This window comes from Dactylosporangium sp. NPDC051541 (genome assembly GCF_044454505.1).
Classification (GTDB): Bacteria; Actinomycetota; Actinomycetes; order Mycobacteriales; family Micromonosporaceae; genus Dactylosporangium.
Window position 1 is genome coordinate 75,715 of record NZ_JBITDU010000021.1, and the last position, 24,465, is coordinate 100,179.

A 24,465-nucleotide genomic window follows, 5' to 3' on the forward strand; every position below is an offset into this window, starting at 1 on the left:
TATCATTGCCGTTCCCACCACGGCCGCCACTGGTGGCCGTCACCCCACCAATCGCTCTGCGAGTCCCGCTGCCAGTTCCGCCCCTGGTCCTGGTCTTGGTCTTGGCCCTGGTCCCCGCGGTCCTGGTCGCGCCGATGCCTTCCTTGCTGCACCGGCTCCTGGACCGGCTCCTCCGCGGGCTCCGCCGTGGGCCCCACCGTCGGCTCCTCCGTGACCGGCGGCACCTCGATGGCCGGAATCTCGGTCGCCGCGGTCGTAGGAGCCGCATGCCGAGGACTCCGGGTGCTGCTCTCCACCGTCACCACGGCCCGCCGCTTGGCCTGCTGCTGTTGCTGCGGATCGCCCTGCCCGGCCGGCACCGGCGAGGGCGCGACGGTCGGGGTACCCCCGAAGTCAAGAATGGGCACGGGCGCGGCCGGCACGGTACTCATCCCGAGCGGCCCACTGGCACTGGCCCCCCGATCCCCGCCCCCGGCAACAGGCATGGCAAACCCACCATCCTGCTCCCGCCCCCGCTCATCCCGCCCCCGGGTCGAATCAAACCCAGCCGACCCCACAATGACCCCGATGGCCGCAACCCCAACGCCACCAGCCACAAGCGCAGCCAACGAGGGCCGCACAATCCGCCGATGCCGAGTGACGCACCCGACCCGAGGATCGTTGAAGAAGAGGTGCACAGTCCCGTCCCCCCGTCAGCGGTCTGCCGTACCTCGAGTCTGCGCAGCTCATCCCCGCCTGGTGCGCATTTCGGACACCCAGCCCGCGGTTTCACCGCCCCGCGTTCCCCCGAACGACGTCCCTCACGTGGGTGACACCCGCGCGGCGAGCAAGCATCTGGCACACTTAGCGTCGTTCCGCCGGGAGGGCTCGCCTAGTGGCCGATGGCGCCGGTCTTGAAAACCGGTGAGGCGTTCCGCGTCTCCGTGGGTTCGAATCCCACGCCCTCCGCTTCCGCTCGCTAATCAGTGCAAGCACCGGCTGATGCCGGAAGCGGAACGGACGGCCCGAATGCTCGTCCGCTAACGACGTTCGGACCTGAGAATCGCCTGGTCGGCTGCGCCGCGCTGCCTGCCACCGCAGATATCGTGCGGCGATGACGTCACCTACGCCAGGCGGAGTACCGACGTGGCTTACCGCCGTCATTACCGCTGCGGGGGTCGTTCTCGGTGCCGTGGCCAGTGCTACGGCGGTGGTTGTCGCCGCTAACCGCAAGGTTCGCGAACTGGAAGTCACGTACCGACAGAAACTTCAGGACAACTACCTGGAGAACGCGCGCGCCTATACCAACAGCGTCTACGTCCCCCTCGCGACCTCGGTCACGAAACTGGCAGCGGAATACGAGCGGCTTCGAACGAAGGCGCCCGAAGACGACGATGCCGTCGTCCGGACGGCGGAGTTCGATGCCGCCGTCACGTCGTTCATCGCGGCGATCGAGGGCTTGCAGGACCGAGGTGCGGCTGCGTTTCTCACCGTTTCGATCGAGGAGGAACTGGGACGTTTCGTTGCGTTCTTGAAAAACTCACAAGGCGCCTCCGAGACTACGTGGCGGGCGATAATTACGGCGAGCATCATGGGCCTTGCAGTAACGCGGGAGGTGAACTCGGCGCTCATCATTCGGCAGGCCGCCATGCTGAAGGCACTGCGCTACCTGCCCATACCGTGGCCGTTGACACCACAGATTGACGTCGTGGAAAACCGCGTCGGCGCCGCGCCTGTCTTCTCGAAGGACTTCGAAGCCGAGTTCGCCGTATACATCAGCCGACTACGGCTCCTCGTGAAAGAGGTGACGCTGGGCGCCCACGCGAGACAGTGACCGGGGTGTCAGCGGCGGAAGGCCCACCACTTGCTGAGTTGGTAGTTGATGAGGGGGGCGGTCACGATCAGGATGGCCTGGGCCGGCAGGACTGGGATGTTGGCCAGCTCGACCAGGAGCGGCAGGCCGGCGTAGGTGAAGAGCAGAGCCCACAAACAGATCACGTAGAACTTCAGGAAGCCGGCCACCAGTGGGCCCTTTGACTGGAAGACCCAGTGGCGCTGCAGCGGGTACGTGGCGAAAGCGCAGCCCAGATTGGCCAGGATCGGGATGGCCAGGTAGTGCAGGTGGGTGCGGGTGGTCAGGTAGATCGCGGTGAACAGGGCGTAGTACACGGCTGAGGAAATGGCGCCGACCGCCACGTAGCGCACGCGGCGGTCGGAGAGGAACCGTTCTACCGTTGTTGTCACTTGCCGCACGGGATTGTCGGGCGGGGGCGGCGGATCGGGCGGTAGGACTCGACGGCATTGATGACCAGGTCGATGTCCTCCTGTTGCATGCCCGGATACAGCGGGAGGCGGAGCAGGCGGTCCGCCACGTCTTCGGTTACCGGGCAGCCCGCGGTGCGGCCGTACTTCTGGCCGGCGGGGGCCTGGTGCAGGGGCTGGTAGTGGAAGGTGCCCAGGACGCCGTGCTCCAGCAAATGGGACAGCATCGCCGAGCGGCTTTCCAGGTCGGGCAGCAACAGGAAGTACAAATGCGCGGGGTGGGTTCTGTCTTCTGGAACGGTGGGCTGGATGACGCCGTGTTCGACGGCCCACGTGGCCAGGCGGTTGTGGTAGCTGTTCCAGATGTGCAGGCGGCGGCGCTGGATTTCGGTGAAGTGCTCGAGCTGGGCGGTCAGGAACGCGGCCAGCAGGTCGGACGGCAGGTAGGAACTGCCCAGGTCCATCCAGCGATACTTGTCCACCATGCCGCGGAAGAACTGGCCGCGGTTCGTGCCCTTTTCCCGGATGATTTCCGCGCGTTCGTAGAAGCGGTCGTCGTTGAGGATCAGGGCGCCGCCCTCGCCGCAGTGGACGTTCTTCGTCTCGTGGAAGCTCTGCGTGGCCAGGGCGCCGATCGAGCCCAGATTGCGGCCGCGGTAGGTGCCGCCCAAGCCGTGGGCGTTGTCCTCGATGACGACCAGGTTATGGCGCTTCGCCAGGGCCATGATCGCGTCCATTTCGACCGCCACGCCGGCATAGTGGACGACGACGATTGCGCGGGTACGGTCAGTCACGGCCGACTCGATAAGGCGTTCGTCGATGTTCAGGGTGTCGGGGCGGCAGTCGACGAAGACGGGTACCGCGCCGCGCAGGGCGTAGGCGTTGGCCGTCGAGCAGAACGTGAACGACGGCAGGATGACCTCGTCGCCGGGCTCGAGCTCCAGCAGCAGCGCGGTCATGTCCAGGGCGTGGGTGCAGGACGTCGTCAGCAGTGTGTGCCGAGCGCCGATGATCTGGTTGAGCAGTTGGTTGGCGCGTTTCGTGAAGGGGCCGTCGCCGGTCATCGGGCCGTTGACCATCGCCTGTTGCATATACCCGGTCTCGGCTCCGGTCAGGTAGCCCTTGTTGAACGGGACGGCGAGTTGCTTCGTGGCTTTCACTGGCGGGCGCCTACCTAACGTCAGGGACGGGGCAGCTCGTACACCACGCACACGCCGGATCGGTAGCGAATGCTCGCAAAGTCCGCAAGGCGTGGCGAAACGCTGCTCTGCGTCTCATCAACGAACAGCCACCGGACTCGGTAGCGATCGCGAAGAACGTCCACGTTCGTGGCGCTCGGATCCGCGAACACGGCATCGTTCGCGGCGAGCACGGCCGGCTTCCAGTACGGCACCGCGCCGACCCAGGTGCCGAGCCGCGCCGCCTCCTCGTGTGCGGTCGTGGCGAAGCCCCAGCCCTCGACCAGCATCCGCCGCTCGGAATACGCCGTCATCGAGAAGTGCAGATTGCTGCACTGGCCCTGGAAGGTGAGGCAATGCGCATTGGTGGCGACGAGGTCGTTCGGGGATGAATGGTCGCGCAGCCAGCGGCCGGCCTCGAGCGTGCCGGGGCTGATGTATCGCGGCGTCCGCACGACGTCCCGGAACCCGCTCTGCCGCGACTCGGAGGCGATCAACAAAAAGTGCTGCACACTGGTATTCACCCCGAATCCCAGAAGCAACCCAAAAATCATGATATGTCCGAAATATCCGTTGCGGAGCGGCGGATATTTCGACACCAGCCAAACGGCACCGAGAACAACAAGCAGAATTCCATACGGAAGAACTAGGTCAAGCAACGGCGCTTCTCGTGGGATGTCGTTTCGACCCAGCGTTTGTACGGCCTGAATGACGACGATCCCGGCGACGCTCCACGCGATCAGAATCCGGCCGTTGAAGCGGGCAAGACCGGCGACGGCAGCGATGCACAGGTATGGCCGTGCCGACTCCAGGAAATAGCGCTGACTGTCGCCGTCCTGGCCCAGCAGCATTGTCGCCGCCGCCCCCGCCAGGCCCATCCCCAGCATCACCACCAGCTCGGGCGACGGCCGGCGGAGCAGTGCGATCCCCGCCCACATCGCGGCCCAGCACAGCACCGTCAGGAACGCCAGCACGAGCAGGTTCCACGGTTCGCGGCCCGCACTGAATCCCGTCGTGGCGCCGATTCCTCCGGTGGCGACATCGGTCAACGGCGCCAGCCGAGTGCCCTGACTGCTGGCCCCGAACAGCAGCAGCATGCCGGCGAGGAAAGCCAGTACGGTGCCGCCCAGCGCGAGCAGCGCCACCCGGTGGAAACGGCGGACCACGATGAGCAGGCCGAGACCGGCGGCCAGCAACGGCAGGTAGGTCGCCTTGGCTCCCGTTACGCCGGCCAGCAGTACCGCGAACAGCACCCACTGCCGCCGCGAACCGTGCAACAGATCGACCAGGACCAGCATCACCGGGACGAACAACAGCGCGCCGAAGGTCTGGGTTGGGCCCGTCCACGCGGTCTGCCGCAGATAGGCGCCGTCGTCGAAGCCGGAGAACGCGAGATCGCGGTAGAAAGCGTTCAGCTGCCACTGGTACGGGTTCGGAGCCAGGACCAGCAGTGTCACCGCACTCGCGGCGGCGCCGGCCCACCAGTTGCCGATGACGCGGCGGCCGAGCATTGCGATGAGCGCCGTGAACGCCATCAGCATCGGCAGCATGGAAAGGCGCAGCAGCAGCACGTTGGGCTCGATGCCGGTGACCCAGCTCGTGGCCGCCATCTCCGGGTAGACGAACCAGTGGTACAGCAGCGGCTCGCCCTGAATCCACGGGATCGTGAGCGGCATGTGGTGTTTCGCCTCGCCCAGCAGCGCGAGGTGAAACGGGCTGTCGGTGTCGGGGGACGCGTTGGCCGGGTATTGCAGGCCGTACACCCGGAAGAATTTGATGCTCCACACGAGCGTCAGCCCGGCCAATGCGGTCAGCACCCACTGGAACGGCAGCGACGGGCGCTCCGGCGAGAGGTCGGGGCGGAAATGCGGCCGCCAGGCCGGGATCAACGCGAACAGCGCGACCGTGGCCAACGGAAAGACCAGCACCAGGAGTGGCGCACCGAGCAGCCGGGCGATGACATAGCAGAAGACTTCGCCGATGTACCCGACCGCGAGCCCGGCCGCCAGATCCCCGACGAGCCATTCGGAACGGCCGCGGCCCAGCCGCCACCAGAGCGTTCCCGGCAGCGTGATGCCGAGCGCGAGATACACGAGGAAAATGGCCGTCGTCAGCGGTGGTACGCGGTAGAACCACAGCACCGCGAAAACGGAGACGAGCAGCAGGAGCGGGGCCGCGAACCGGACGGCGAGCGCACCCTTGGGCGCCGCGGTCATGGGCTCAGCGGGCGCCCTCGTCAGGGTCTGCACAGTCGTGGTCAACGATCGTGCCGGTCAAGTGCGGCTTTCCTGTCCTTCGATCGTGTACGGCGATCTGCCCGCCGTTCGCCGCGAACTCCACGGTCGCGGGCAGCAGGATCGGCAGTTTGAACTGCACGGAGACGGCGAACTTGGCCGGCAGCCGGCCCTCGAGCGCGGCCAGGCAGCGGGCTTTCGTCCACATGCCGTGCGCGATCGTGCTCTTGAATCCGAAGGCGCGAGCCAAAAGGCGGCTGGTGTGGATGGGATTGCGGTCGCCGGACGCGCGGGCGTAGTCGGTCCCGGTCCGCCGCGGCACCCGCCAGACCGCTGTCGCACGCGGCAAATCAAAAATGTCGGATTTGTTGATCGAGGATTGGGCGGAGCCAACAGCGCGGGTAGAGCCAACAGCGCGGGTGGAGTCAGAGTCCCGCCGCAGATACGTCGACCGCCCGATCCAGACGGGCGAATCCGCGATCGAAGCGGTCGCGACGACATCGAACTGCCGGCCGCGCTCATGTGGACGCAGGGCCTCAGCGCGTACCGACAAGGAAAATGCATCTGAAGACCGCAGCGGACGCAGCACCTGGATCTCATTGGCAACGTGCACGATGCCCAGGGCCGGAAACGGGAAATCCGCAGCGGTCATCAGGGACAAGGCCATCGGAAACGCGAGAACGTGCGGATAGGTCGCCGGGAGTTCGTCGCGAAGGCGAAAGCCACAGACCCGGTTGTACTGCGCGAGATGCGCGACATCCACGGTGACGTTCGGGAGGCGCAGTTCTCGCGACGGCAGCGAAGCACCGTTTGGCCGCCGCAGCACCGCCGCACGGTACGACGGAAACAGCTTCGGCGTTTGTTCCAAAACCAAGAATTCCAACTCAGGCTCCCAGCAGGCTCTGCCCGCACACGCGCACGACGTTGCCGTTCACGCCGCCCGATGCGGGGCTGGCCAGCCAGGCGATGGTCTCGGCCACGTCGACCGGGAGGCCGCCCTGGGCCAGGCTGTTGAGCCGGCGGCCGCTCTCCCGCAGGAACATCGGCATCGCCGCGGTCATTTTGGTCTCGATGAAGCCGGGCGCCACGGCGTTGATCGTGAGGCCGTTCTCGGCGACCGCCCCCGCCGTGGCCTGGACCAGGCCGATCACGCCGGCCTTGGAGGTGGCGTAGTTGGTCTGGCCGCGGTTGCCGGCGATGCCCGACACCGACGAGACGGCGACGATCCGGCCGTTGGTGCCGAGGAGCCGCTCGGCCAGCAGCACGTCGTTGATGCGCTCCTGGCTGGTGAGGTTGACGTCGAGTACCGACTCCCACTGCCCGGCCTCCATCCGGCCGAGCGTCTTGTCGCGGGTGATGCCGGCGTTGTGGACGAACACGTCGGCGTGTACGTGCCGGGTCGCGATGAAATCGGCCAGCCGGCGCGGGGCGTCCTCGGCGGTGAGGTCCAGCTGGAGCGCGGTGCCCTTGAGCTCGTTGGCGACCCGGGACAGGTCTTCACCCGCCGCCGGTACGTCGAGACAGACGACGTGCGCCCCCTCGCGGGTCAGCACCTGGGCGATGGCCGCGCCGATCCCGCGGGCGGCGCCGGTGACGATCGCGGTCTGGCCGACCAGCGGCCGGTCCCAGTCGTCGGGGACGTCGACGGTGGCCGGGCCGATGCGGATGACCTGGCCGGAGACGTACGCGGAGCGCCCGGACAGCAGGAACCGCAGCGTCGACTCGGTGGCCTCCTCGGCGCCCGGGGCGACGTAGACGAGCTGAGCGGTCGAGCCGCGGCCGATCTCCTTGCCGGCCGAGCGGACGAACCCCTCCAGGGCCCGCTGGGCCGTCGCCTCGCGGGCGCTCGTGCACAGCTCGGGCGGGGTGGCCAGGAGGATCACCCGGCCGGAGGGGCGCAGCGAGCGGATCACCGGATGGAAGAAGTCGTAGAGCGCCCGCAGGCCGGTGCTGTCGGTGATCCCGCTGGCGTCGAAGACCAGCGCCGCGGTGCCCTCACCGGCCGTCGGCAGCTTGTCGAGGATGTGCCGGGTCGGCTCGGCCAGCCGCCCGGAGCCACCGAGGGTGACCGGCCCGAAGTCGTTTCCCGCTCCGAATCGCCGCAGTTTGGGTGGGTCGGGCAGGCCCAGGCGTTTGACCAGGAACCTCCCGGCGCCCGAGTGGGCGAAGGTCGCGTAGCGATCGGTCATTGCGGTGCCTCCCCAGTCACACTTCCGCGCGCTAACCTACTCGCGAGTAGGGTACCGCCTCGTGGAGAAGGAGAACCCCATGAAGGTCGCGATCGTCGGTGGCAACCGCATCCCCTTCGCCCGCTCTGGCAGCGCATACGCCACTGCATCAAACCAGGACATGCTGACCGCCGCCATAGATGGACTTGTGTCCCGCTTCGGGCTGGCCGGGGAGCGCCTGGGCGAGGTCGCGGCCGGGGCGGTGCTCAAGCACAGCCGCGACTTCAACCTGACCAGAGAGTCAGTGCTCGGGTCGCGGCTCGATCCGCGGACCCCGGCCTACGACCTGCAGCAGGCCTGCGGCACCGGCCTCGAGGCGGTGACCCTGGTGGCCAACAAGATCGCGCTGGGCCAGATCGAGGTGGGCATTGCCGGCGGCGTCGACACCACCTCCGACGCGCCGCTCGGGGTCAACGAGGACGCCCGGCGGATCATGATGGAGCTCAACCGGTCCCGCTCCCTCGGCGCCCGGCTGCGCGCGGCGAGCAAGTTTCGCCCCGGCCAGCTCCGCCCCGACATCCCGCGCAACGCCGAGCCGCGGACCGGGCTGTCGATGGGCGAGCACGCGGCGCTGACCGCGGCCGAGTTCGCGATCGGCCGGGCCGAGCAGGACGAGCTGGCCTTGGCCTCCCACCACAACCTGGCCGCGGCGTACGACCGCGGCTTCTTCGACGACCTGGTCACGCCCTATCTCGGCCTGGCCCGCGACCAAAACCTCCGCCCGGACACGTCGCTGGAGAAGCTGGCCTCGCTCAAGCCGGTTTACGGTCCGACCATGACGGCGGGCAACTCGTCTCCGCTGACCGATGGGGCGGCGGTCGTCCTGCTGGCCTCGGAAGAGTGGGCACTTAAACGGAAATACCCAATTTTGTCGTATTTCGAGACGGCCGAGACCGCCGCCGTCGACTTCGTCGGTGGCGCGGACGGCCTGCTCATGGCCCCGGTCTACGCCCTGCCACGAATGCTCGAGCGGGCCGGCCTCACGCTCCAGGACTTCGACTACTACGAGATCCACGAGGCGTTCGCGTCGCAGGTCCTGGCCACCCTGAAGGCCCTGGAGAAGACGCTGGGGACGATCGACCGGGCCAAGCTCAACGTCAACGGCTCCTCGCTCGCGGCCGGCCACCCGTTCGCGGCGACCGGCGGCCGGATCGTGGCCACCCTGGCCAAACTCCTCGCCGAGAAGGGATCCGGTCGCGGGCTGATCTCCATCTGCGCCGCGGGCGGCCAGGGCGTGACGGCCATCTTGTCGCGCTGAAATCGCACCGGGCCCATAGGGTGTTCGGCATGACCGTCCAGCCCACGATGCTGCGCCCGGCCACCCCGCGACCCGCCTGGCAGGTGGTGGTCGGCCTCGTACTGGTGCTCCCGGCGCTGGTGCTGCTCATCACCTCATACGTCGAACCCGTCTTCTGGACCTTCAAGAGCTCCTTCAACAAGCTCGGCGGCGTGCGCTTCCTGACCGACGGCGACACCGGCGGGTCCGTCGGTTGGGACAACTATCGCGAGGCCTTCGACAAGGGCCTCGGCGGCGCGATCGGCTGGGCCCTGCTCCTGGCCCTGCTCCCGCTGGTCGCCGTCCTGGTCGTCGCGCCGGCGCTGGCCTGGGCGGCCGACACGGCCGGGCGCCTCGGCCGCTGGGTCACCCGCGGCCTCCTGGTGATCCCGCTGGCCGCGTTCGCACCGCTCGGCATCGCCGTCGCGCACTTCGTCGGCAAGTCCTCCCAGCTCTCCGCGTTCTGGCTCGGGACGTTCGGTGTCGTCACGGCCGCCGCCGCGACGCTCTACCTGGCCGCGTTCCGCAGCGGCCGCAGCCCCTGGCCCGGGGTGATCCTCGGCGCGCTGCTGGCCGTGCTGACCGTGCTCGCCCTGGCCCTGCAGGAGTTCACGTTCCCGCAGATCTTCCAGAACGTCCCGGCGGACGAGCGGCACGCCACGCCGGTGCTGCAGATGACGCAGGACGCCTTCGTCCGCTTCAACTTCGGCGTCGCCTCGGCCATCTCCTCCGTGCTGCTCGTCCCGCTGATGCTGCTCGGGCTGGCCGCGACCGCGCTGGTGATCGTCACCAACCTGCGATTCCAGGTGACGTCCACGGCGAAGCCGGGCAAGGCCTGGGCGTGGGGGCCGCTGGGCGCGCTGCTCCTGATCGTGCTCGTCGTCACGCTCGTCGGGATCTGGCCGTGGCTCGGCCACATCGCCGGCGACGACGACCGGATTCCGGGCACCTTCGTCAACACCTGGATCCCGCCCCTCATCGCCACGCTCATCGGGGTCACCGTGGCCGGCCTGGCCGCGTTCGGCATCAGCGGGTTGCGACCGCTCGGGAAGTACAGCGAGCTGCTGTTGCTGCCCTTCGGTCTGTTCTTGTTCGTCGGCGTCGGGCCGCTGGTGCTGCGGGAGTACGCGGCCGGGCAGACCGCCGGCCGGCTCAACACGTTCGTCGCACTCATCCCGCCGTCGCGGGTGACCATTCCGGCGCTCATCCTCCTCGCGATGCTGTTCCGCGGGCAGGCGCTGCGCCGCGAGGTGCTGCTCCAGGAGGGGCGGCCGGCCTCGTGGTGGTCGGTGATCTGGCCCGGGCTGCCGGCGCTCGGCCTGGCGTACTTCGCGACCTGGCTCGTGCTGGCCCAGGACGCTTTGTGGCCGTACGTCAGCAGCAACGGGAAGCAGCCGACCGGGTTCTATGCGGTGTTCCGGGTGCTCAGCGAGTACGGGCCGGCCCGGGACCTGCCCTACAGCCGCCTCCTTCCGCTGCCCATGTTGCTGCTCTTCCTGGTCGTCGGCATTGCCGGGCAGCTGTTGTACCTCGACCGCGTGGCGCTGCAGTACGGGCTCCCCGAGCGCGATCACCCACCACGCACTTAGGCACAATGGGCGGCGTGACCAAAGCTCGGATTCCTGACGTTCTCGCCGCCCGTTACGCCTCTCCAGAACTGGTCGACATCTGGTCGCCGGAAGAGAAGGTCCGCCTCGAGCGGCGGCTCTGGCTCGCGGTGCTCAAGGGGCAGCGCGAGCTCGGGGTCGCGGTGCCGGACGGTGTCGTCGAGGCCTACGAGCGGGTCCTCGACGACGTCGACCTGCCCTCGATCGCGGAGCGGGAGCGGGTCACCCGGCACGATGTGAAGGCCCGGATCGAGGAGTTCTCCGACCTGGCCGGCCACGAGCACATCCACAAGGGCATGACCTCGCGGGACCTGACCGAGAACGTCGAGCAGCTGCAGATCCGCCGCTCGCTGGAGCTGGTCCGGGACCGCATGGTCGCCGCGCTGGCCCGGCTGGCGGCGCGGGCGAAGCAGTATGACGAGCTGGTCATGGTCGGCCGCTCGCACAACGTCCCGGCCCAGGCCACGACGCTCGGCAAGCGGTTCGCTTCGGCGGCCGAGGAACTGCTCATCGGATACCACCGGATCGAAAATCTGCTCGAACGCTATCCGCTGCGGGGCATCAAGGGGCCGGTCGGCACCGCCGCCGACCAGCTCGACCTCTTCGGCGGTGACGCGGAGAAGGTCGCCGAGCTGGAGCGCCGGGTGGCCGAGCACCTCGGGTTCGGCAATGTGCTCACGAGTGTCGGCCAGGTGTACCCGCGTTCGCTGGACCTCGACGTGGTGTCCGCGCTGGCCCAGGCCGTCGCCGGCCCGTCGAGCCTGGCCACCACGATCCGCCTGATGGCCGGGTATGAGCTGGTCACCGAGGGGTTCAAGGCGGGCCAGGTCGGCTCGTCGGCGATGCCGCACAAGATGAACACCCGGTCTTGCGAGCGGGTCAACGGGCTCGCGGTGATCGTCCGGGGTTACCTGTCGATGGTCGGGGAGCTGGCCGGCGACCAGTGGAACGAGGGGGACGTGTCCTGCTCGGTCGTGCGACGCGTCGCTCTACCCGATGCGTTTTTCGCGGTTGATGGGCTTTTTGCAACCTTTTTGACGGTACTGGACGAATTTGGGGCGTATCCCGCGGTTGTAGCGAGGGAACTCGATAGGTACCTGCCGTTCCTGGCGACGACCCGGGTCCTGGTCGCCGCCGTCAGCCGCGGGGTCGGCCGTGAGGATGCTCACGAAGCCATCAAGGAGCACGCCGTCGCCGTGGCCCTGGCCATGCGCGAAAAGGGCATTTCGGACAACGATCTGCTTTCGCGGCTCGCCGGCGACTCCCGCCTGCGCCTTACCGAGGGCGACGTCCAGGCGCTCGTGGCCTCCCCTTCGGAGTTCGTCGGGGCGGCATCCGCGCAGGTCAACGCCGTTGTCGCGCAGATCGACCGGGTCGTGGAGCGCTACCCGTCGGCCGCCGCCTACGTGCCCCCGCCCATCCTCTGAGCCTTCCCATTGCGAAAGATCTTGGCCGTTCGGCGGGCCGCTAAGATGCGTAGCGGGCGATGCTTTCACGGCCGGTGAACTGCGGTGGAACGCTGCCCGGTAGGCTCGTGTCGCTCGCCCTCGAGCGCCCGACTCAACTGTCAGGAGTGCCCCGTGGCCCGCGTCGTGGTGGACGTCATGCTCAAACCGGAGATCCTGGACCCCCAGGGTCAGGCCGTCGCGAACGCGCTGCCACGCCTCGGCGTGGACGGCGTGTCCTCGGTGCGCATCGGCAAGCGCATCGAGATCGAGTTCGACGGCTCCGCCGATCTCGACCGGGCTCGCGAAATCGCGGACAAGTTGCTGGCCAACCCCGTGATCGAGGACTTCTCGCTGCGGGTCGAGGAAGTTGTTGAAGAGCCTGCTGAGGTCGCGGAGGGCGAGGAGCAGTGACCGCCCGCATTGGGGTCGTCACGTTCCCCGGCTCGCTCGACGACCGCGACGCCGCCCGGGCCGTGCACCTCGCCGGGGCCGCGGCCATTCCGCTCTGGCACGCCGACGCCGACCTCTATGGAGTGGACGGCGTCATCCTGCCGGGTGGCTTTTCCTACGGCGACTACCTGCGGGCCGGCGCCATCGCCCGGTTCTCCGCGGTCATGGACTCGATCGTGCGGGCGGCCGGCGACGGGCTGCCGGTGCTCGGCATCTGCAACGGCTTCCAGGTCCTCTGCGAGGCCCATCTGCTGCCCGGTGCCCTCACCCGCAACCAGCACCTGCACTTCCGCAACCGCGACCAGGGCCTGCGCATCGAGAACAACACCACCGCCTGGACGGTCGGCTTCCAGCCCCGCCAGGAGATCGTGATCCCCGTCAAGAACGGGGAGGGCTGCTACATGGCCGACGAGCGCACCCTCGACGAGCTCGAGGCCGAGGGCCGGGTCGTGGCCCGATACATCCGGGGGAACCCCAACGGTTCGCTGCACGACATCGCGGCGATCAGTAACGCGGCCGGCAACGTCGTCGGGATCATGCCCCACCCGGAGCACGCCGTCGAGGTGCTGACCGGGCCGTCCATCGACGGCCTCGGCATCTTCACGTCCGTGCTCGCTCACCTTGGAGCGCGAGTATGACCGCCGCTGGCTTTGACACCGTCGAGCAGGCCGACAAGACCCCCGACGAGGAGCAGCCCTACGAGGAACTGGGCCTGCGCGAGGACGAGTATCAGCGGATCCGCCAGATCCTGGGCCGCCGCCCGACCACGTCGGAGCTGGCCATGTACTCGATCATGTGGAGCGAGCACTGCTCATACAAGAGCAGCAAGGTCCACCTGCGCCAGTTCAGCGAGAAGGCGCCCAAGTCCGAGCTCATGCTGGCCGGCATCGGCGAGAACGCGGGCGTGATCCGCATCTCCGACGAGATCGCGGTCACGTTCAAGGTCGAGTCGCACAACCACCCGAGCTTCGTCGAGCCCTACCAGGGCGCCGCGACCGGCGTCGGCGGCATCGTCCGTGACATCCTCGCCATGGGCGCCCGCCCGGTCGCCGTGATGGACCCGCTGCGCTTCGGCGCCGCCGACCACGAGGACACCAAGCGCGTCCTGCCCGGCGTCGTCGCCGGCGTCGGCGGCTACGGCAACTGCCTGGGCCTGCCCAACATCGGCGGCGAAGTCGTCTTCGACCCCTGCTATCAGGGCAACCCGCTGGTCAACGCGCTCTGCGTCGGTGTCCTGCCGGTCAACCGCCTGCAGAACAAGGAAGCCCACGGCCCCGGCAACATCGTCGTGCTGCTCGGCGCCAAGACCGGGCGCGACGGCATCGGCGGTGTCTCGGTGCTGGCCAGCGCCACCTTCAACGCCGACGGCCCGGCCCGCCGCCCATCGGTCCAGGTGGGCGACCCGTTCATCGAGAAGCTCCTGATCGAGAGCTGCCTGGAGCTTTACGAGCGCAGCCTGATCGTCGGCGTGCAGGACCTCGGCGGCGCCGGCCTCACCTGCGCGCTCACCGAAACCGCGGCGGCCGCCGGCACCGGCATGGACGTCGACTTGAACACGGTCCCGCTCCGCGAGGCCTCGATGGACCCGCAGGAGGTCCTGGCCAGCGAGTCGCAGGAGCGCATGCTGCTCATCGTCGACCCGGCCAAGCTCGACGAGGTCCTCAAGGTCGCCGACCGCTGGGGCGTCATCGCCACCGCGATCGGCACCGTCACCGACACCGGCCGCCTGGTCATCACCTGGCACGGCGAGACGGTCGTCGACGTGCCGCCGGGCTCCCTGGTCGACGACGGCCCGGTCTACGCCCGCCCGATGCGCGAGCCCGCCGACCTGATCCTGCTCCAGGCCGACCGGGCCGAGACACTGTCCCGCCCGCGCACCGGCGTCGAGCTCCGCGAGACCCTGCTGCGCCTGGCCGCCAGCCCCAACCTGTGCGACAAGAGCTGGGTCACCGAGCAGTACGACCGCTACGTGCAGGGCAACACGATCCTGGCCCAGCCCGAAAACTCCGGCGTCGTCCGGATCGACGAGCAGACCGGCCTGGGCATCGCCCTCTCCGTGGACGGCAACGCGCGGTTCGCCCGCCTCGACCCATACAACGGGGCGAAGCTGGCGCTGGCGGAGGCGTACCGCAACGTCGCCACCGCCGGCGCGACCCCGCTTGCCGTGACCAACTGCCTCAACTTCGGCTCCCCGGAAGACCCGCAGGTCATGTGGCAGTTCGCCGAGGCCGTCCGCGGCCTGGCCGACGGCTGCGCCGAGCTGGGCATCCCGGTCACGGGCGGCAACGTCTCCTTCTACAACTCCACGGGCTCCCAGGCCATCCACCCGACCCCGGTCGTGGGCGTCCTGGGCATCATGCAGAACGTCGGCAGCCGGGTCCCGATGGGCTTCGGCGGCGACAGCGACCTGATCATGCTCCTGGGCGAGACCACCGAGGAGCTCTCCGGCTCCGAGTGGGCCTGGGTCACCCACCAGCACCTGGGCGGCCAGCCCCCGCGCGTCAACCTGACCCGCGAGCGCATCCTGGCCGCGGTCCTGACTGAGGCCGGCGAGCGCGGCCACCTGTCCAGCGCCCACGACCTCTCCGACGGCGGCCTGGCCCAGGCCCTGGTCGAGGCCACGCTCCGCTACGACTGCGGCGCCAACATCACCCTGCCCGAGTCCCTCAACCCTTTCGTGGCGCTGTTCTCGGAGTCAACGGCGCGAGCGTTGGTCTCGGTCCCGCGCGGCCACGAGAAGGCGTTCACGGCCCTGTGCGCCCAGCACGGCCTGCCGGTGACCACCATCGGCACCGTCGACGGCCGCAGCCGCGCGCTGGACGTCCGCGGCCAGTTCACGATCGCGCTCGACGAACTCCGCTCGGCCTGGATGGGCACCCTGCCCGCCCTGTTCGGTGAGGTGTCGACCGAGGCGCCCGCATACCGCGCTCCGGCCCCTTACTTCGAGCCGGTCGAAGCTCCAGAGGTACCGCACGCGCCGCTAGACGACTCCACCTCGTAACGCCGATGGCCGAGGCCGTCTACAGTCAGCCCGGCTCGGGCGCCCGCTTCGACTGGGGCCCAGCAGGCGCAGCCGAACTGTCCCGCGTCTGCTCGGTCCTGGTCGTGGTGGACATCCTGTCCTTCTCCACCGCGGTGGACATAGCCGTCTCCCGCGGCATCCGCGTCCACCCGTTCCCGTGGAGCGACCAGGCCGCCGACTACGCCACCCGGCTGGGGGCAGCGGTGGCCGTGGGCCGCCAGCAGGTTTCGCCGACCCAGCCGTGGAGCCTGTCACCGGCGGCCCTGCAGTCGGCCCCGCTGGTCGACCAGCTGGTCCTGCCCTCCCCGAACGGCGCCACCATCTGCTCGGCCGCAGCGTCCACCGGCGTGCCGGTAGTAGCCGCCTGCCTCCGCAACGCCCCCGCCGTGGCCCGGTGGCTCCACGCCCACGGCCACGGCACGCCGACGTCGGCGGTGGGCGTGGTGGCGGCCGGCGAACTCTGGCCGGACGGCACGCTGCGACCCTGCGTCGAGGACCTGCTGGGCGCCGCCGCAGTGCTGGACGGTCTCTCGATGCTCGGCTCACCCCTGTCCGTGGAGGCCGCCGTCTCGCTGGCCGCCCTGGCCGCGGTCCGCAACGTACCGGCGGCGGTGCGGCGGTGTGTGAGCGGCCAGGAACTGATCCAGCACGGCTACGCGGACGACGTCCGCCTGGCCACCCAGTCCGGCGCCTCCCACACAGTCCCGATCATGACCGACGGCGAATCCTTCGCCCCCGCCTGACGTTCCGCTCCGAATGGTCAAGCTCCCAGCCATCGCAAACCGTCCGCCCGGCTGAAGGTTTCCGGCTGCGACCGGGGCCACGATCAGCGAATGCCCATCCGTCACCTCGCCGCGGCCGCGCTCACGCTGCTAGCCCTGACCGCCTGCGGACCCGCCGCAGCTCCGGCGACACCTACCGGTCTCCTGGCCTCCCCGGCCCCGTCAACGTCGTCGAGCGAGCCCGCCAGCCCGGCACCCCCAACCGCCGCCCCCGCGATCACCGACCCGCCGACCATCGTCGCACCCGCCCCGACGACCGCCGCAGCGCCGAAGACAACGACCGCGACACCGAAGCAGACAACGCAGAAACCCCCGCCGCCTCCGAAGACGACCGCACCGGCCGGCCCGAAGACCGTCACACCGGGCGCGTTCTGCTCGCCGGTGGGCGCCATGGGCGTGACCAGCACCGGCAAGCCAATGCGGTGCACCCTGAAGGCCGGCGAAGACAGAGCCCGCTGGCGAGCAGCCTGACCAGGGTCCAACTCTCCCAAGCGAGCGACCTCGCCCTGTAGAAAGTCCGATTGGCCGCGAAGCCCGCGCAAACGCTCCGCGCCGTGCGGCGGATCGGTCCAAGAGGCTGGCCTGCGTCGGACTCGTGCGCCACTTTCCGGAGGGCTTGCCGAAGCACGGCTCGCGGTGAGTCTCACCCAGACTTGCCAGGATGGTCGCGCGACCGTGTGAGGCGCCGGCTAAGTTGCTTTTGAGCTGGTCAGCGGACGTTTGGCTGGTGCTGTGCGGAGGCGTGGGAGTCGAACCTACGGCGATGTGGAACACCTCAGCCATCGTGCGGCTCGGCCGGGCGCGCTGGCGCGAATCCCGCTCGCGACGTTCGGCATCCGACACGGCACGCGCGGGGGACGCCTTGAGGCGCTCATTCCTCTTGACCGTGATCATGATGGTTAGCAGGCGTCGTGGTGCGTGGATCGGTCAGTCGTGAGGTGCAGTGGGTGAGTTGGGGCGGCGGTGGTCGTGGGGGTGGGGCCAGGCTTGGGGGGCGGTCCAGTGGCGGAGCATGGCTACTACGCGGAAGGTGAAGACGAAGGCCACGGCGGTTGGGGCGGCTACCGCCATCGGCAGGTCGGCTCGGTGGGCGGCGGCTACCGCGGCTGTGCCGACCATCGCCGGGATCGAGTACAGGTCCGTGTCCTTCTGCATCAGGATCGGTGTCTCGCGGGCGATGATGTCGCGGAGCAGGCCGCCGCCGACCGCTGTCGTCACGCCCAACAGCGCGGCCTGGACCGAGCCCAGGCCGAAGTCGAGCGCCTTCAGCGTGCCCGTCACGCAGAACAGGGCCAGGCCGGCCGCGTCGAACAGCAGCATTGTGAAGTTGAGGCGGGCCACGACCGGGTGGGCGAAGAAGGCGACCGTCGCGGCCGCCAGCGGGACCAGCAGGTAGGCGGTCTGCCGGAAGGCGGCGGGCGGGTTGTCGCCGATGATCAGGTCGCGCAGCACGCCGCCGCCGAGGGCGGTCACCTCGGCCAGGACCAGGATGCCGACGGCGTCGAAGCCCTTCTGGATGGCCGTCAAGGCGCCGGAGATGGCGAACACGAAGATGCCGACGTGCTCCAGGACGACCAGCGCGGTGTGACTCGACATCGCACCAGTGTCAGGTGTCGCAGTAGACGGCGATCAAGGTCCTGGCCCGGTCCGCCTCCAAGGGGACATATAACGCGTTCAGCACGTCACCGAAGTGGGAGCCGGCGCAGTAGGAGCCCGTGTAGGCGACCTCCTCGCCGCCGACCACCGAGCCCGACGCGTCGCGGTAGACCAAGGCGGCCGCGGACGCGGACAGGCCCGCGCACGGCTGCGAGCCCATGTCGGCCGGCAGCCGGAGCTGGCCGCCATCGCTCGCCTCCGCCAGGGTGTCGTAGCGGCGGAACAGGCGGTTGTCCGGCTCCACGTCCACCCAGTGCGTGCCGCCCAGCTCGACGGACACGCCGGCGACCGGCACGACGCGGTCGGGCGGAAGGTCGATGGCCACTCCGGCGGGTAATCGCGCGCCGGGCAACACCATCGGCAGCGTCCGCTCGTCGAACGCGAAGATCACCGCGCCGGCCGAGTCGAGCAGCCGGAACAACACCGTCGTGCGATATGCGGCCCGCGACGAGGAGTTGGACACGATCGCGCCCAGGCTGAACGACGACCGCCCGACCCGCGCGAAGCCCCGCTCGGCCACGACGAGACCCGGACCGGCCAATGCCGGCGAACCCAAGCGCGCCGAAGGCGCGGCCGGCGAGCCCAAGCGCACCGGCGGCGTGGCCGGCGAACAACCGGCCGTGACGGGAGCGGGCGAACAGGCGGAGGCGAGACCGAGCACCAACACGAGCACCGCAAAGCCTTGCAGCATCACGGAATCCAGGTTCCGCGCGGCGGGCCGGGGTCACAAGCAGGAACCTCGGCCTGTGGATAACTACCCTTCCCGCTTCAGGAAGTGCTCGCGAACCACATACGTCGGGCGGCCCATCCCGTGGGCGTGCACCCGGCCCAGGTACTCCCCCAGCACCCCGATCCCGATCATCTGCGCCGACGAGAAGATCGTGACCAGCGAAGCCAGCGTCGTGAAACCCGCGACCTTCGTGTCGCCCGTGAAGTACAGCCACACGAGGCGGAGTGTGAGCAGTACCCCGCAGACGCCGATCAAAAAACCGAGGTACGTCACCAGCCGCAAAGGCTTGGTCGAGTACCCGAGGATCATGTTCACCGCGTGCTTCATCAGCGACTTGAACGTGAACCCGGACCGGCCCTCGGTGCGCTGCTCCATCCGGACGACGACCGAGCCGACGCGGGTCGTCGTCCACGACAGCACGATGTCGACCGACACGTGCGGGCCGCTGACCTGGTCGAAGCCGGCCCGCAGGAAGGTGCGGAAGATGCGCAGCGCGCCGAGGACGTCGGCGTTGGGTATGCCCATGGTGCGGCCCATGACCAGGTTCTTCGCGCCCCACGACGTCAGGTTGCGCAGGAAGCCGTGCTCCTCGGCCTCCGAGACGGCGTAGACCACGTCCAGGTCGTCCGTCAGGGCCGCCACCAGCTTCGGCAGCTCCTCCGGCGGGTGCTGCAGGTCGTCGTCCATCGTGATGATCCGCTCGCACGAGGCGGCGCGGATGCCGGCGATGAGGGCGTTGTGCTGGCCGTAGTTGCGGGCCATCCGGATCGCCTGCACGTGGGGGTGGTCGGCGGCCAGTGCCCGGGCCGCGTCCCAGGTGGCGTCGGTACTGTCGACCACCAGAATGATCTCGTGGACCGGGTCGATCGCCGGTAGCACCGCGTTGAGCCGCTCCACCAGGCGGGGCAGGATGCTCGCCGAGCGGTAGCAGGGGACGACAACGGAGACGGACACGCGAGGACTCCAGAGATCAGGCGGCGATCGTGATGATGCGGGTGAACTCGTGCAGCAGGTCGAGGCCGTCCCAGACGCCCGCGAACGTCAGGGCCTGGCCGAACGGCACGATCCGGTCCAGGCCGCGGCCGGCGACGAGCGTGACGAAGTCGTCGAGCTCGGCGCGGGTGAACCCGAACTGCGCGAGGGTCTGGTCTTTGCGCTGCACGGCCGGGGCGAGCTCGGCCAGCGAGCCGACCGTGACATGGCAGACGGTGCCGGCGCCGAGCCAGCCGCGCTGCAATGCGCCCAGGCCGGCCAGGTCGACCTCGGCGAGGGCGTTGCCGGCGAACGAGATGCGGGTGGCGGCGCCGGTGGCGGCCAGGCCGTAGGTGGCCACGTACTTCTCGACCGCCATCGCCGGGTCGACGGTCCAGCCGCGCAGCGAGATCTCCTCGGCGAGCAGGCCGGTGAACTCGGCCCGCGCCTCCGGGACCGAAGCGGCGTCCCCGACCCAGCAGAGGTTGCGCGGCGACGAGCAGGCGGCCTGGTCGAACCAGTACAGGTCGTTGGCGAACCCGGCCACCGCGGCCCGCCGCTCCTGAGCGGTGGCCGTGCGCCAGCCCGCGACCGAGATCGCGGCGAACGAGCTGCGGTCCGGGAACGCCAGCTCCCGGGCGAGCGGCCGGACCGGGTGGCGGCGCAGCGCGGCGACGGAGGCGTCCCCGCCCCACAGCACCCGCAGGTCGCAGGCCGCGCTCAGGGCCGCGGTCAGCGTGTCGTCGCGCTCGTAGGTCACCATGCGCTGGGTCTGCGCGATCGCCGGGTCGGCGTCGGCGAGCACGTCGTTGAGCGCGTCCAGCACCGCCGTGGCCGCACCGGCCGAGCGGCCGGAGATCCGGACGATGTTGTGGTTGCCGGCCAGAGCCGAGAGGGCCCAGCTGTACACGAAGATGGTGTCCACGTTCGCGGGCGGGAAGTGCAGCACGAGGCCGCGGGGCGCCCGGCGCTGACCGGCCACCCCGTCGCCGAGCCGGGCCACGGCCCGGGCCAGCTCGCCCTTGCGCAGGAAGAAGCCGAGCGAGCCCAGCTCCGGATAACGCCGGGCCAGATCGGGCCGCAGCAGCCGGCGGGAGAACGCGGCCAGGAAGTCGCGCACCCGCTCGTCCCCGACCACGAGGCGACCCCCGGGCGGCTCGGCCGCGACCTCCCCCAGGAGATCGTCAAGGCCGACCGGTACCGAAAAATGCGGAAATTTCACCCCAAAGGGCGCCGAGACCGAGACCGTCATACCGATGCACCCACAAACGTGTCGCTGCACCCACGGGCCTCGGCCCGCGGCAGTCGCCCGAGAATCGAGAACCGCTTCCCCGGCCAGGCCCCGTCGTCAACGCCGTGGACCACGCCGAGGTCCTCGGTCAGCAGCACATGGCCGGGGTAGGACTCGGGCAGCGTCGACAAGACCGAGACCAGGCCGGGGCGACCGGGCGGCAAAGGCTCCCAGGTCGAGGGGTCCCGGATCACGATGTCCGCGAAATCGGGGCAGTACAAGGAGTCCCCGTCCGGCCCCTCGAGGTACACGACCCCGATCTGCTCCACCATCCCGTAGAAGTTGTGGATGCGCGTGAGCCCGGTATCGACCCGGAAGGCGCGCCGGAACTCGGCGTTGCCGACCCGGCGATCGGCGAGCTTCTTCCACCCGCCGGAGTGGATCAGGATGCCGTTGGACAGGTCCAGCGAGGAGAACCGGGCGAGCTCATACAGGTACAACCAAACCATGAAGGTGAATCCGAAGATCAGGAACGGCCGGTCCCCGTGTGCGGCCAGGAAGGCCCGGACCGCCTCCACGTCGGGCCGCCCGTCCTCGTTCAGGGCCCAGACGTGGTCGCGCCCGAAGGTGGCCATGCCCAGCACGCCGGCGCCCCGGGCGCTGAACGAGCGGCGGTCCTTGATGACGGACTTGGTGTCGACGATGAGCATCGGCAGCCGGCGCGGCCCGAGCACGGTCTGTAGGGTCTGGCCGAGCATCCGGGTCTGCGCGGCCGCCGCCGCCTTGTCCAGGTAGATGCGGCTCACGTCGCCGGTGGTGCCGCTGGACGTCAGGACCTTGAAGACTTCCTCGTCGGGGATGCTCTTGAGGGTCTGGGTCTTGAACAGCCGGACCGGCAGCCACGGCAGCTCGGCGGTGTCGCGGTAACTGCGGCCGGCGACATGTCCGGTGGCGGCGAGGATGTTGGCGTAGGCGGCGCTGCGGGCCCGGTGCCGCTCGGTCAGCTCGACGAGCCGCGGCAGTAGCCGGGCCTCGCGCTCGAGGCCCGACAACGTGAACACGCTCATCGCATGGCCTCCAGCGCCCGGTAGTCGACCTTGCCGTTGCTCAGCAGCGGGAAGGCGTCGACGGAGCGCACGTCAAAACCGGTCCAGTGCAGTTTGAGCCGGTCGGCAAGGGAGCGCCGCAGCACAAAGGGCTCCCCCTCCAAAACAAAGACCAAAATTCCGTCATCAAAAGCAACCGCAGCCGCCGGAACCGGCAGCATCCGTTCAACATCGTCCAGGTTGAGCCGGACCCCGAAGACCTTGCCGAACCGTTTGAGCCGGCCTTCCAGGAACAGGAATCCATCACTGTCGAGATGGCCCAGATCCCCGGTGACGAGCAGGCCACCGGCGACATCGCCGTGCGCCAGGTCGGCGGCGGTTTCCGCGTAGCCGAGCATGACGTTGGGGCCGCGATACAGCACCTCACCGGAGACATCCGGCGCGGTCGTCTCGGTACCGTCCGCGAGCCGGATGCTCAGCCGCCCGCCCGGGACCGCCGGACCGACCGAGCCGAGCTTCTCCCCGAGCCGCCCGGCCGGGAGCGTGGTGAGGCGCGGGGCCGCCTCCGTCTGGCCGTACATGACGAACAGCCGGCCATCGACGGACGCCATCCGCTCGTGGAAGTCGCGCACGAGCTCCGGGCGCAGCCGGCCACCGGCCTGGGTGAGCGTGCGCAGCGCCGGGTGGCGGCCCGGGTTGAAGCGCAAGCGGACCAGCATCTCGTACTGCGAGGGAACGAGCGCCAGCGACGTCACTCCGAACTCGTCGATGGCGGGCCAGAAGCCACGCCCGAGCAGCCCCTCGGCCTCGACGACGAGGGTGGCTCCGGCGGCCAGGTGGGTGTTGAGCACCGACATGCCGTAGCTGTAGTAGAACGGCAGCGCGCTGATCGCCACCTCGGCCCCGGTGATGCCGAGCGCCTCGATGATCGAGTCGGCGTTGGCCAGGACGGCGCGGCGGGAGAGCCGGACGAGCTTCGGGTCGCCGGTCGAGCCGGAGGTGGCCAGTAGCACGGCCAGGTCCGGGTGCGGCGCGGTCTCCGACGGGGCCTCGCGCACCCAGGCGCCGCCGACCAGCTGATAGCGCTTCGGGACCTCGTCGCCCAGGGGCCCGAGGACCGCGGCGGGCTCGAACCGGTCGACGAACTCCAGCAGCGTCTCGTCAGAGAGCCCGGGGTCGAGCAGCGCCACCGGCCGGCCGGTCTCGAACGCGGTCACATAGCGGACCACGGACTCGACGCCGGTCGGCATGCGCAGGAACACCACGCCCGGCGGCACGCCGTCGAACAGCGCGGGCCGGACCAGGTCCCGCACCACGTCCCCGGTGGCGGCGTCGATGACTCGGGCGTTCGGGTGCAGCAGCGCGGTCACACGACCACCCCGCCGTCGACGCCGATCACCTGGCCGGTGACGAACCGGGCCTGCGTCGAGAGCAGGAACGCGACCACGTCGGCCACCTCCTCCGGGCGGCCCAGGCGGCGCAGCGGGGTCGCGGCGATCCGTTCGGCCCGGCCGGCCGCGTCGAGCGAGGCCAGCATGTCGGTCTCGACGAACCCCGGTGCGACCGCGTTGACCCGGATGCCGGCGGGCCCGAGCTCCTTGGCGGCGGCCCGCGCGAGTCCGGCGACGGCCGCCTTGGCCGCGCCGTAGACGGCCTGGCCGGGGGCCCCGGAGGTGCCCATGACGGAGGCCAGCAGCACAACGGCGGGGGCGGTACCGCGCCGAAGCAGCTTGACCGCCGCCTGCAGGGTGTGTGCGGCGCCGGCCGCGTTGACCGCGAACAGCCGGTCCACCGCCTCGGCGCCCATCATCCCGAGCAGCCCGGCCTCGTGCACGCCGGCGTTGACGACCAGCGCGTCGAGGCGGCGGTGGCGCTCGAAGACGGCCCGCACCATGGCGGCCACGTCCTCGGGCCGGCTCACGTCGCCGTGCACGAGCAGGTGGTCGCCGGGAATCGCCTCGGCCGTGGCTTTGGCCGAACCCTCCTCGCGGCCGTGCAGCACGAGTTCGTAGCCGTCGTCGGCGAGTGCGGCCGCGATGGCCCGGCCGATGCCGCGGGAGGAGCCGGTGACCAGCGCGACCCGCGCGGCCTCAGTGGGCGAGCGCAACGTCGTGCTTCCCCAGGATCTCGACGGCCTTGTCGAACGAGCTCAGGTCGATGACCTCATCGGTGTCGATCATGACGTCGAAGGCGTCCTCGATCTCGGCGACCAGCTGCAGGTGGGCGAGGGAGTCCCACTGCTCGATGCCGCGGTACTCCAGCCGGTCGACGTCGAGGTCCTCCGGCAGTCCCAGCGCCGTACGGAACGCGACGCGGAGGCGGTCGAGGTTGCTCATCGGCGGTCCTATCGTTGTACGGGACGAA

The 24,465-nt window shown here is 69.6% G+C and carries 23 protein-coding genes and 1 tRNA gene; 10 read left to right on the top strand and 14 right to left on the bottom strand.

The window, feature by feature from the left end:
* Nucleotides 1-2: 2 nt before the first annotated feature.
* Nucleotides 3-407 carry a hypothetical protein gene (locus tag ACIA8L_RS49640; protein ID WP_395916226.1) on the bottom strand — a complete coding sequence of 135 codons (405 nt, stop codon included), beginning with the start codon at nucleotides 405-407 and terminating at the stop codon, nucleotides 3-5.
* 453 nt (nucleotides 408-860) lie between these two features.
* Between ACIA8L_RS49640 and ACIA8L_RS49645 the strand changes: the two genes are divergently transcribed.
* Together ACIA8L_RS49645 and ACIA8L_RS49650 are read left to right on the top strand one after the other, a co-directional pair.
* Nucleotides 861-948, top strand: a tRNA-Ser gene (locus ACIA8L_RS49645).
* Between the two features lie 145 nt (nucleotides 949-1,093).
* Complete coding sequence (locus ACIA8L_RS49650) at nucleotides 1,094-1,813, top strand: hypothetical protein (protein WP_395916228.1); 720 nt, start codon at nucleotides 1,094-1,096, stop codon at nucleotides 1,811-1,813.
* A gap of 8 nt (nucleotides 1,814-1,821) precedes the next feature.
* On the opposite strand, the gene ACIA8L_RS49655 is transcribed toward ACIA8L_RS49650, so the two are convergent.
* From ACIA8L_RS49655 to ACIA8L_RS49675, 5 genes are read right to left on the bottom strand one after another with little or no spacing between them, the layout of a single operon-like run.
* Entirely contained in the window at nucleotides 1,822-2,223 is a 402-nt protein-coding gene (locus ACIA8L_RS49655; RefSeq protein WP_395916230.1) for a GtrA family protein, read from the bottom strand.
* On the bottom strand, nucleotides 2,220-3,401 hold the full coding sequence (gene rffA / locus ACIA8L_RS49660) for a dTDP-4-amino-4,6-dideoxygalactose transaminase (RefSeq protein WP_395916231.1): 1,182 nt from the start codon (nucleotides 3,399-3,401) through the stop codon (nucleotides 2,220-2,222). The genes ACIA8L_RS49655 and rffA overlap by 4 nt, the downstream gene beginning before the upstream one ends.
* A 20-nt stretch (nucleotides 3,402-3,421) precedes the next feature.
* Nucleotides 3,422-5,635 (bottom strand): hypothetical protein, encoded by a 2,214-nt coding sequence (locus tag ACIA8L_RS49665; RefSeq protein WP_395916233.1) that lies wholly within the window; start codon nucleotides 5,633-5,635, stop codon nucleotides 3,422-3,424.
* A 4-nt stretch (nucleotides 5,636-5,639) separates the two neighbouring features.
* Nucleotides 5,640-6,536 carry a MaoC family dehydratase gene (locus ACIA8L_RS49670; protein ID WP_395916234.1) on the bottom strand — a complete coding sequence of 299 codons (897 nt, stop codon included), beginning with the start codon at nucleotides 6,534-6,536 and terminating at the stop codon, nucleotides 5,640-5,642.
* A 1-nt stretch (nucleotide 6,537) separates the two neighbouring features.
* The gene (locus tag ACIA8L_RS49675) at nucleotides 6,538-7,842 is read right to left on the bottom strand and encodes a 3-oxoacyl-ACP reductase (protein ID WP_395916236.1); all 1,305 of its coding nucleotides are present in this window, start codon (nucleotides 7,840-7,842) and stop codon (nucleotides 6,538-6,540) included.
* 79 nt (nucleotides 7,843-7,921) lie between these two features.
* Between ACIA8L_RS49675 and ACIA8L_RS49680 the strand changes: the two genes are divergently transcribed.
* The 8 genes from ACIA8L_RS49680 to ACIA8L_RS49715 all read left to right on the top strand — a co-directional run bounded on the left by ACIA8L_RS49680 (nucleotide 7,922) and on the right by ACIA8L_RS49715 (nucleotide 16,937).
* Nucleotides 7,922-9,139 (top strand): acetyl-CoA C-acetyltransferase, encoded by a 1,218-nt coding sequence (locus ACIA8L_RS49680; RefSeq protein WP_395916238.1) that lies wholly within the window; start codon nucleotides 7,922-7,924, stop codon nucleotides 9,137-9,139.
* 29 nt (nucleotides 9,140-9,168) lie between these two features.
* On the top strand, nucleotides 9,169-10,746 hold the full coding sequence (locus ACIA8L_RS49685) for a hypothetical protein (protein ID WP_395916240.1): 1,578 nt from the start codon (nucleotides 9,169-9,171) through the stop codon (nucleotides 10,744-10,746).
* 14 nt (nucleotides 10,747-10,760) lie between these two features.
* A complete protein-coding gene (gene purB / locus ACIA8L_RS49690; protein WP_395916242.1) occupies nucleotides 10,761-12,191 on the top strand; it encodes an adenylosuccinate lyase in 1,431 nt (476 codons plus the stop codon).
* Nucleotides 12,192-12,344: 153 nt separating this feature from the next.
* A complete protein-coding gene (gene purS / locus ACIA8L_RS49695; protein WP_395916244.1) occupies nucleotides 12,345-12,623 on the top strand; it encodes a phosphoribosylformylglycinamidine synthase subunit PurS in 279 nt (92 codons plus the stop codon).
* The gene (gene purQ, locus ACIA8L_RS49700; RefSeq protein WP_395916246.1) at nucleotides 12,620-13,300 is read left to right on the top strand and encodes a phosphoribosylformylglycinamidine synthase subunit PurQ; all 681 of its coding nucleotides are present in this window, start codon (nucleotides 12,620-12,622) and stop codon (nucleotides 13,298-13,300) included. Before purS ends, purQ begins: the two co-directional genes overlap by 4 nt.
* The gene (purL, locus tag ACIA8L_RS49705) at nucleotides 13,297-15,663 is read left to right on the top strand and encodes a phosphoribosylformylglycinamidine synthase subunit PurL (protein ID WP_395916248.1); all 2,367 of its coding nucleotides are present in this window, start codon (nucleotides 13,297-13,299) and stop codon (nucleotides 15,661-15,663) included. Before purQ ends, purL begins: the two co-directional genes overlap by 4 nt.
* Before the next feature lie 5 nt (nucleotides 15,664-15,668).
* The gene (locus tag ACIA8L_RS49710) at nucleotides 15,669-16,427 is read left to right on the top strand and encodes a 2-phosphosulfolactate phosphatase (RefSeq protein ID WP_395916250.1); all 759 of its coding nucleotides are present in this window, start codon (nucleotides 15,669-15,671) and stop codon (nucleotides 16,425-16,427) included.
* Between the two features lie 90 nt (nucleotides 16,428-16,517).
* Complete coding sequence (locus ACIA8L_RS49715) at nucleotides 16,518-16,937, top strand: hypothetical protein (RefSeq protein WP_395916252.1); 420 nt, start codon at nucleotides 16,518-16,520, stop codon at nucleotides 16,935-16,937.
* A 456-nt stretch (nucleotides 16,938-17,393) separates the two neighbouring features.
* Here ACIA8L_RS49715 and ACIA8L_RS49720 read toward each other — a convergent pair whose 3' ends face one another.
* From ACIA8L_RS49720 to ACIA8L_RS49755, 8 genes are all read right to left on the bottom strand, one after another.
* Complete coding sequence (locus ACIA8L_RS49720; RefSeq protein ID WP_395916254.1) at nucleotides 17,394-18,062, bottom strand: trimeric intracellular cation channel family protein; 669 nt, start codon at nucleotides 18,060-18,062, stop codon at nucleotides 17,394-17,396.
* Nucleotides 18,063-18,072: 10 nt separating this feature from the next.
* Nucleotides 18,073-18,642: a hypothetical protein gene (locus tag ACIA8L_RS49725; RefSeq protein ID WP_395916256.1), complete on the bottom strand. Its 570-nt coding sequence runs from the start codon at nucleotides 18,640-18,642 to the stop codon at nucleotides 18,073-18,075.
* Between the two features lie 234 nt (nucleotides 18,643-18,876).
* A complete protein-coding gene (locus ACIA8L_RS49730) occupies nucleotides 18,877-19,806 on the bottom strand; it encodes a glycosyltransferase family 2 protein (protein ID WP_395916258.1) in 930 nt (309 codons plus the stop codon).
* Between the two features lie 16 nt (nucleotides 19,807-19,822).
* Nucleotides 19,823-21,076: an acyl-CoA reductase gene (locus ACIA8L_RS49735; RefSeq protein WP_395916260.1), complete on the bottom strand. Its 1,254-nt coding sequence runs from the start codon at nucleotides 21,074-21,076 to the stop codon at nucleotides 19,823-19,825.
* Nucleotides 21,073-22,122: an acyl-protein synthetase gene (locus ACIA8L_RS49740; RefSeq protein ID WP_395916262.1), complete on the bottom strand. Its 1,050-nt coding sequence runs from the start codon at nucleotides 22,120-22,122 to the stop codon at nucleotides 21,073-21,075. Before ACIA8L_RS49740 ends, ACIA8L_RS49735 begins: the two co-directional genes overlap by 4 nt.
* Nucleotides 22,119-23,471, bottom strand: a complete 1,353-nt coding sequence (locus ACIA8L_RS49745; protein ID WP_395916264.1) for an AMP-binding protein — start codon at nucleotides 23,469-23,471, stop codon at nucleotides 22,119-22,121. The genes ACIA8L_RS49740 and ACIA8L_RS49745 overlap by 4 nt, the downstream gene beginning before the upstream one ends.
* Nucleotides 23,468-24,208, bottom strand: a complete 741-nt coding sequence (locus tag ACIA8L_RS49750) for an SDR family NAD(P)-dependent oxidoreductase (RefSeq protein ID WP_395916266.1) — start codon at nucleotides 24,206-24,208, stop codon at nucleotides 23,468-23,470. The genes ACIA8L_RS49745 and ACIA8L_RS49750 overlap by 4 nt, the downstream gene beginning before the upstream one ends.
* Nucleotides 24,192-24,437: an acyl carrier protein gene (locus ACIA8L_RS49755; RefSeq protein ID WP_395916268.1), complete on the bottom strand. Its 246-nt coding sequence runs from the start codon at nucleotides 24,435-24,437 to the stop codon at nucleotides 24,192-24,194. Before ACIA8L_RS49755 ends, ACIA8L_RS49750 begins: the two co-directional genes overlap by 17 nt.
* Nucleotides 24,438-24,465 lie beyond the last annotated feature (28 nt).

Excerpts from the sequence above, each read along its gene's own strand:
- ACIA8L_RS49650 (WP_395916228.1), top strand. The coding sequence starts at position 1,094 with ATGACGTCACCTACGCCAGGCGGAGTACCGACGTGGCTTACCGCCGTC.
- ACIA8L_RS49665 (WP_395916233.1), bottom strand. The coding sequence starts at position 5,635 with ATGACCGCGGCGCCCAAGGGTGCGCTCGCCGTCCGGTTCGCGGCCCCG.
- ACIA8L_RS49675 (WP_395916236.1), bottom strand. The coding sequence starts at position 7,842 with ATGACCGATCGCTACGCGACCTTCGCCCACTCGGGCGCCGGGAGGTTC.
- ACIA8L_RS49680 (WP_395916238.1), top strand. The coding sequence starts at position 7,922 with ATGAAGGTCGCGATCGTCGGTGGCAACCGCATCCCCTTCGCCCGCTCT.
- ACIA8L_RS49685 (WP_395916240.1), top strand. The coding sequence starts at position 9,169 with ATGACCGTCCAGCCCACGATGCTGCGCCCGGCCACCCCGCGACCCGCC.
- purL (WP_395916248.1), top strand. The coding sequence starts at position 13,297 with ATGACCGCCGCTGGCTTTGACACCGTCGAGCAGGCCGACAAGACCCCC.
- ACIA8L_RS49710 (WP_395916250.1), top strand. The coding sequence starts at position 15,669 with ATGGCCGAGGCCGTCTACAGTCAGCCCGGCTCGGGCGCCCGCTTCGAC.
- ACIA8L_RS49715 (WP_395916252.1), top strand. The coding sequence starts at position 16,518 with ATGCCCATCCGTCACCTCGCCGCGGCCGCGCTCACGCTGCTAGCCCTG.
- ACIA8L_RS49720 (WP_395916254.1), bottom strand. The coding sequence starts at position 18,062 with ATGTCGAGTCACACCGCGCTGGTCGTCCTGGAGCACGTCGGCATCTTC.
- ACIA8L_RS49735 (WP_395916260.1), bottom strand. The coding sequence starts at position 21,076 with ATGACGGTCTCGGTCTCGGCGCCCTTTGGGGTGAAATTTCCGCATTTT.
- ACIA8L_RS49740 (WP_395916262.1), bottom strand. The coding sequence starts at position 22,122 with ATGAGCGTGTTCACGTTGTCGGGCCTCGAGCGCGAGGCCCGGCTACTG.
- ACIA8L_RS49755 (WP_395916268.1), bottom strand. The coding sequence starts at position 24,437 with ATGAGCAACCTCGACCGCCTCCGCGTCGCGTTCCGTACGGCGCTGGGA.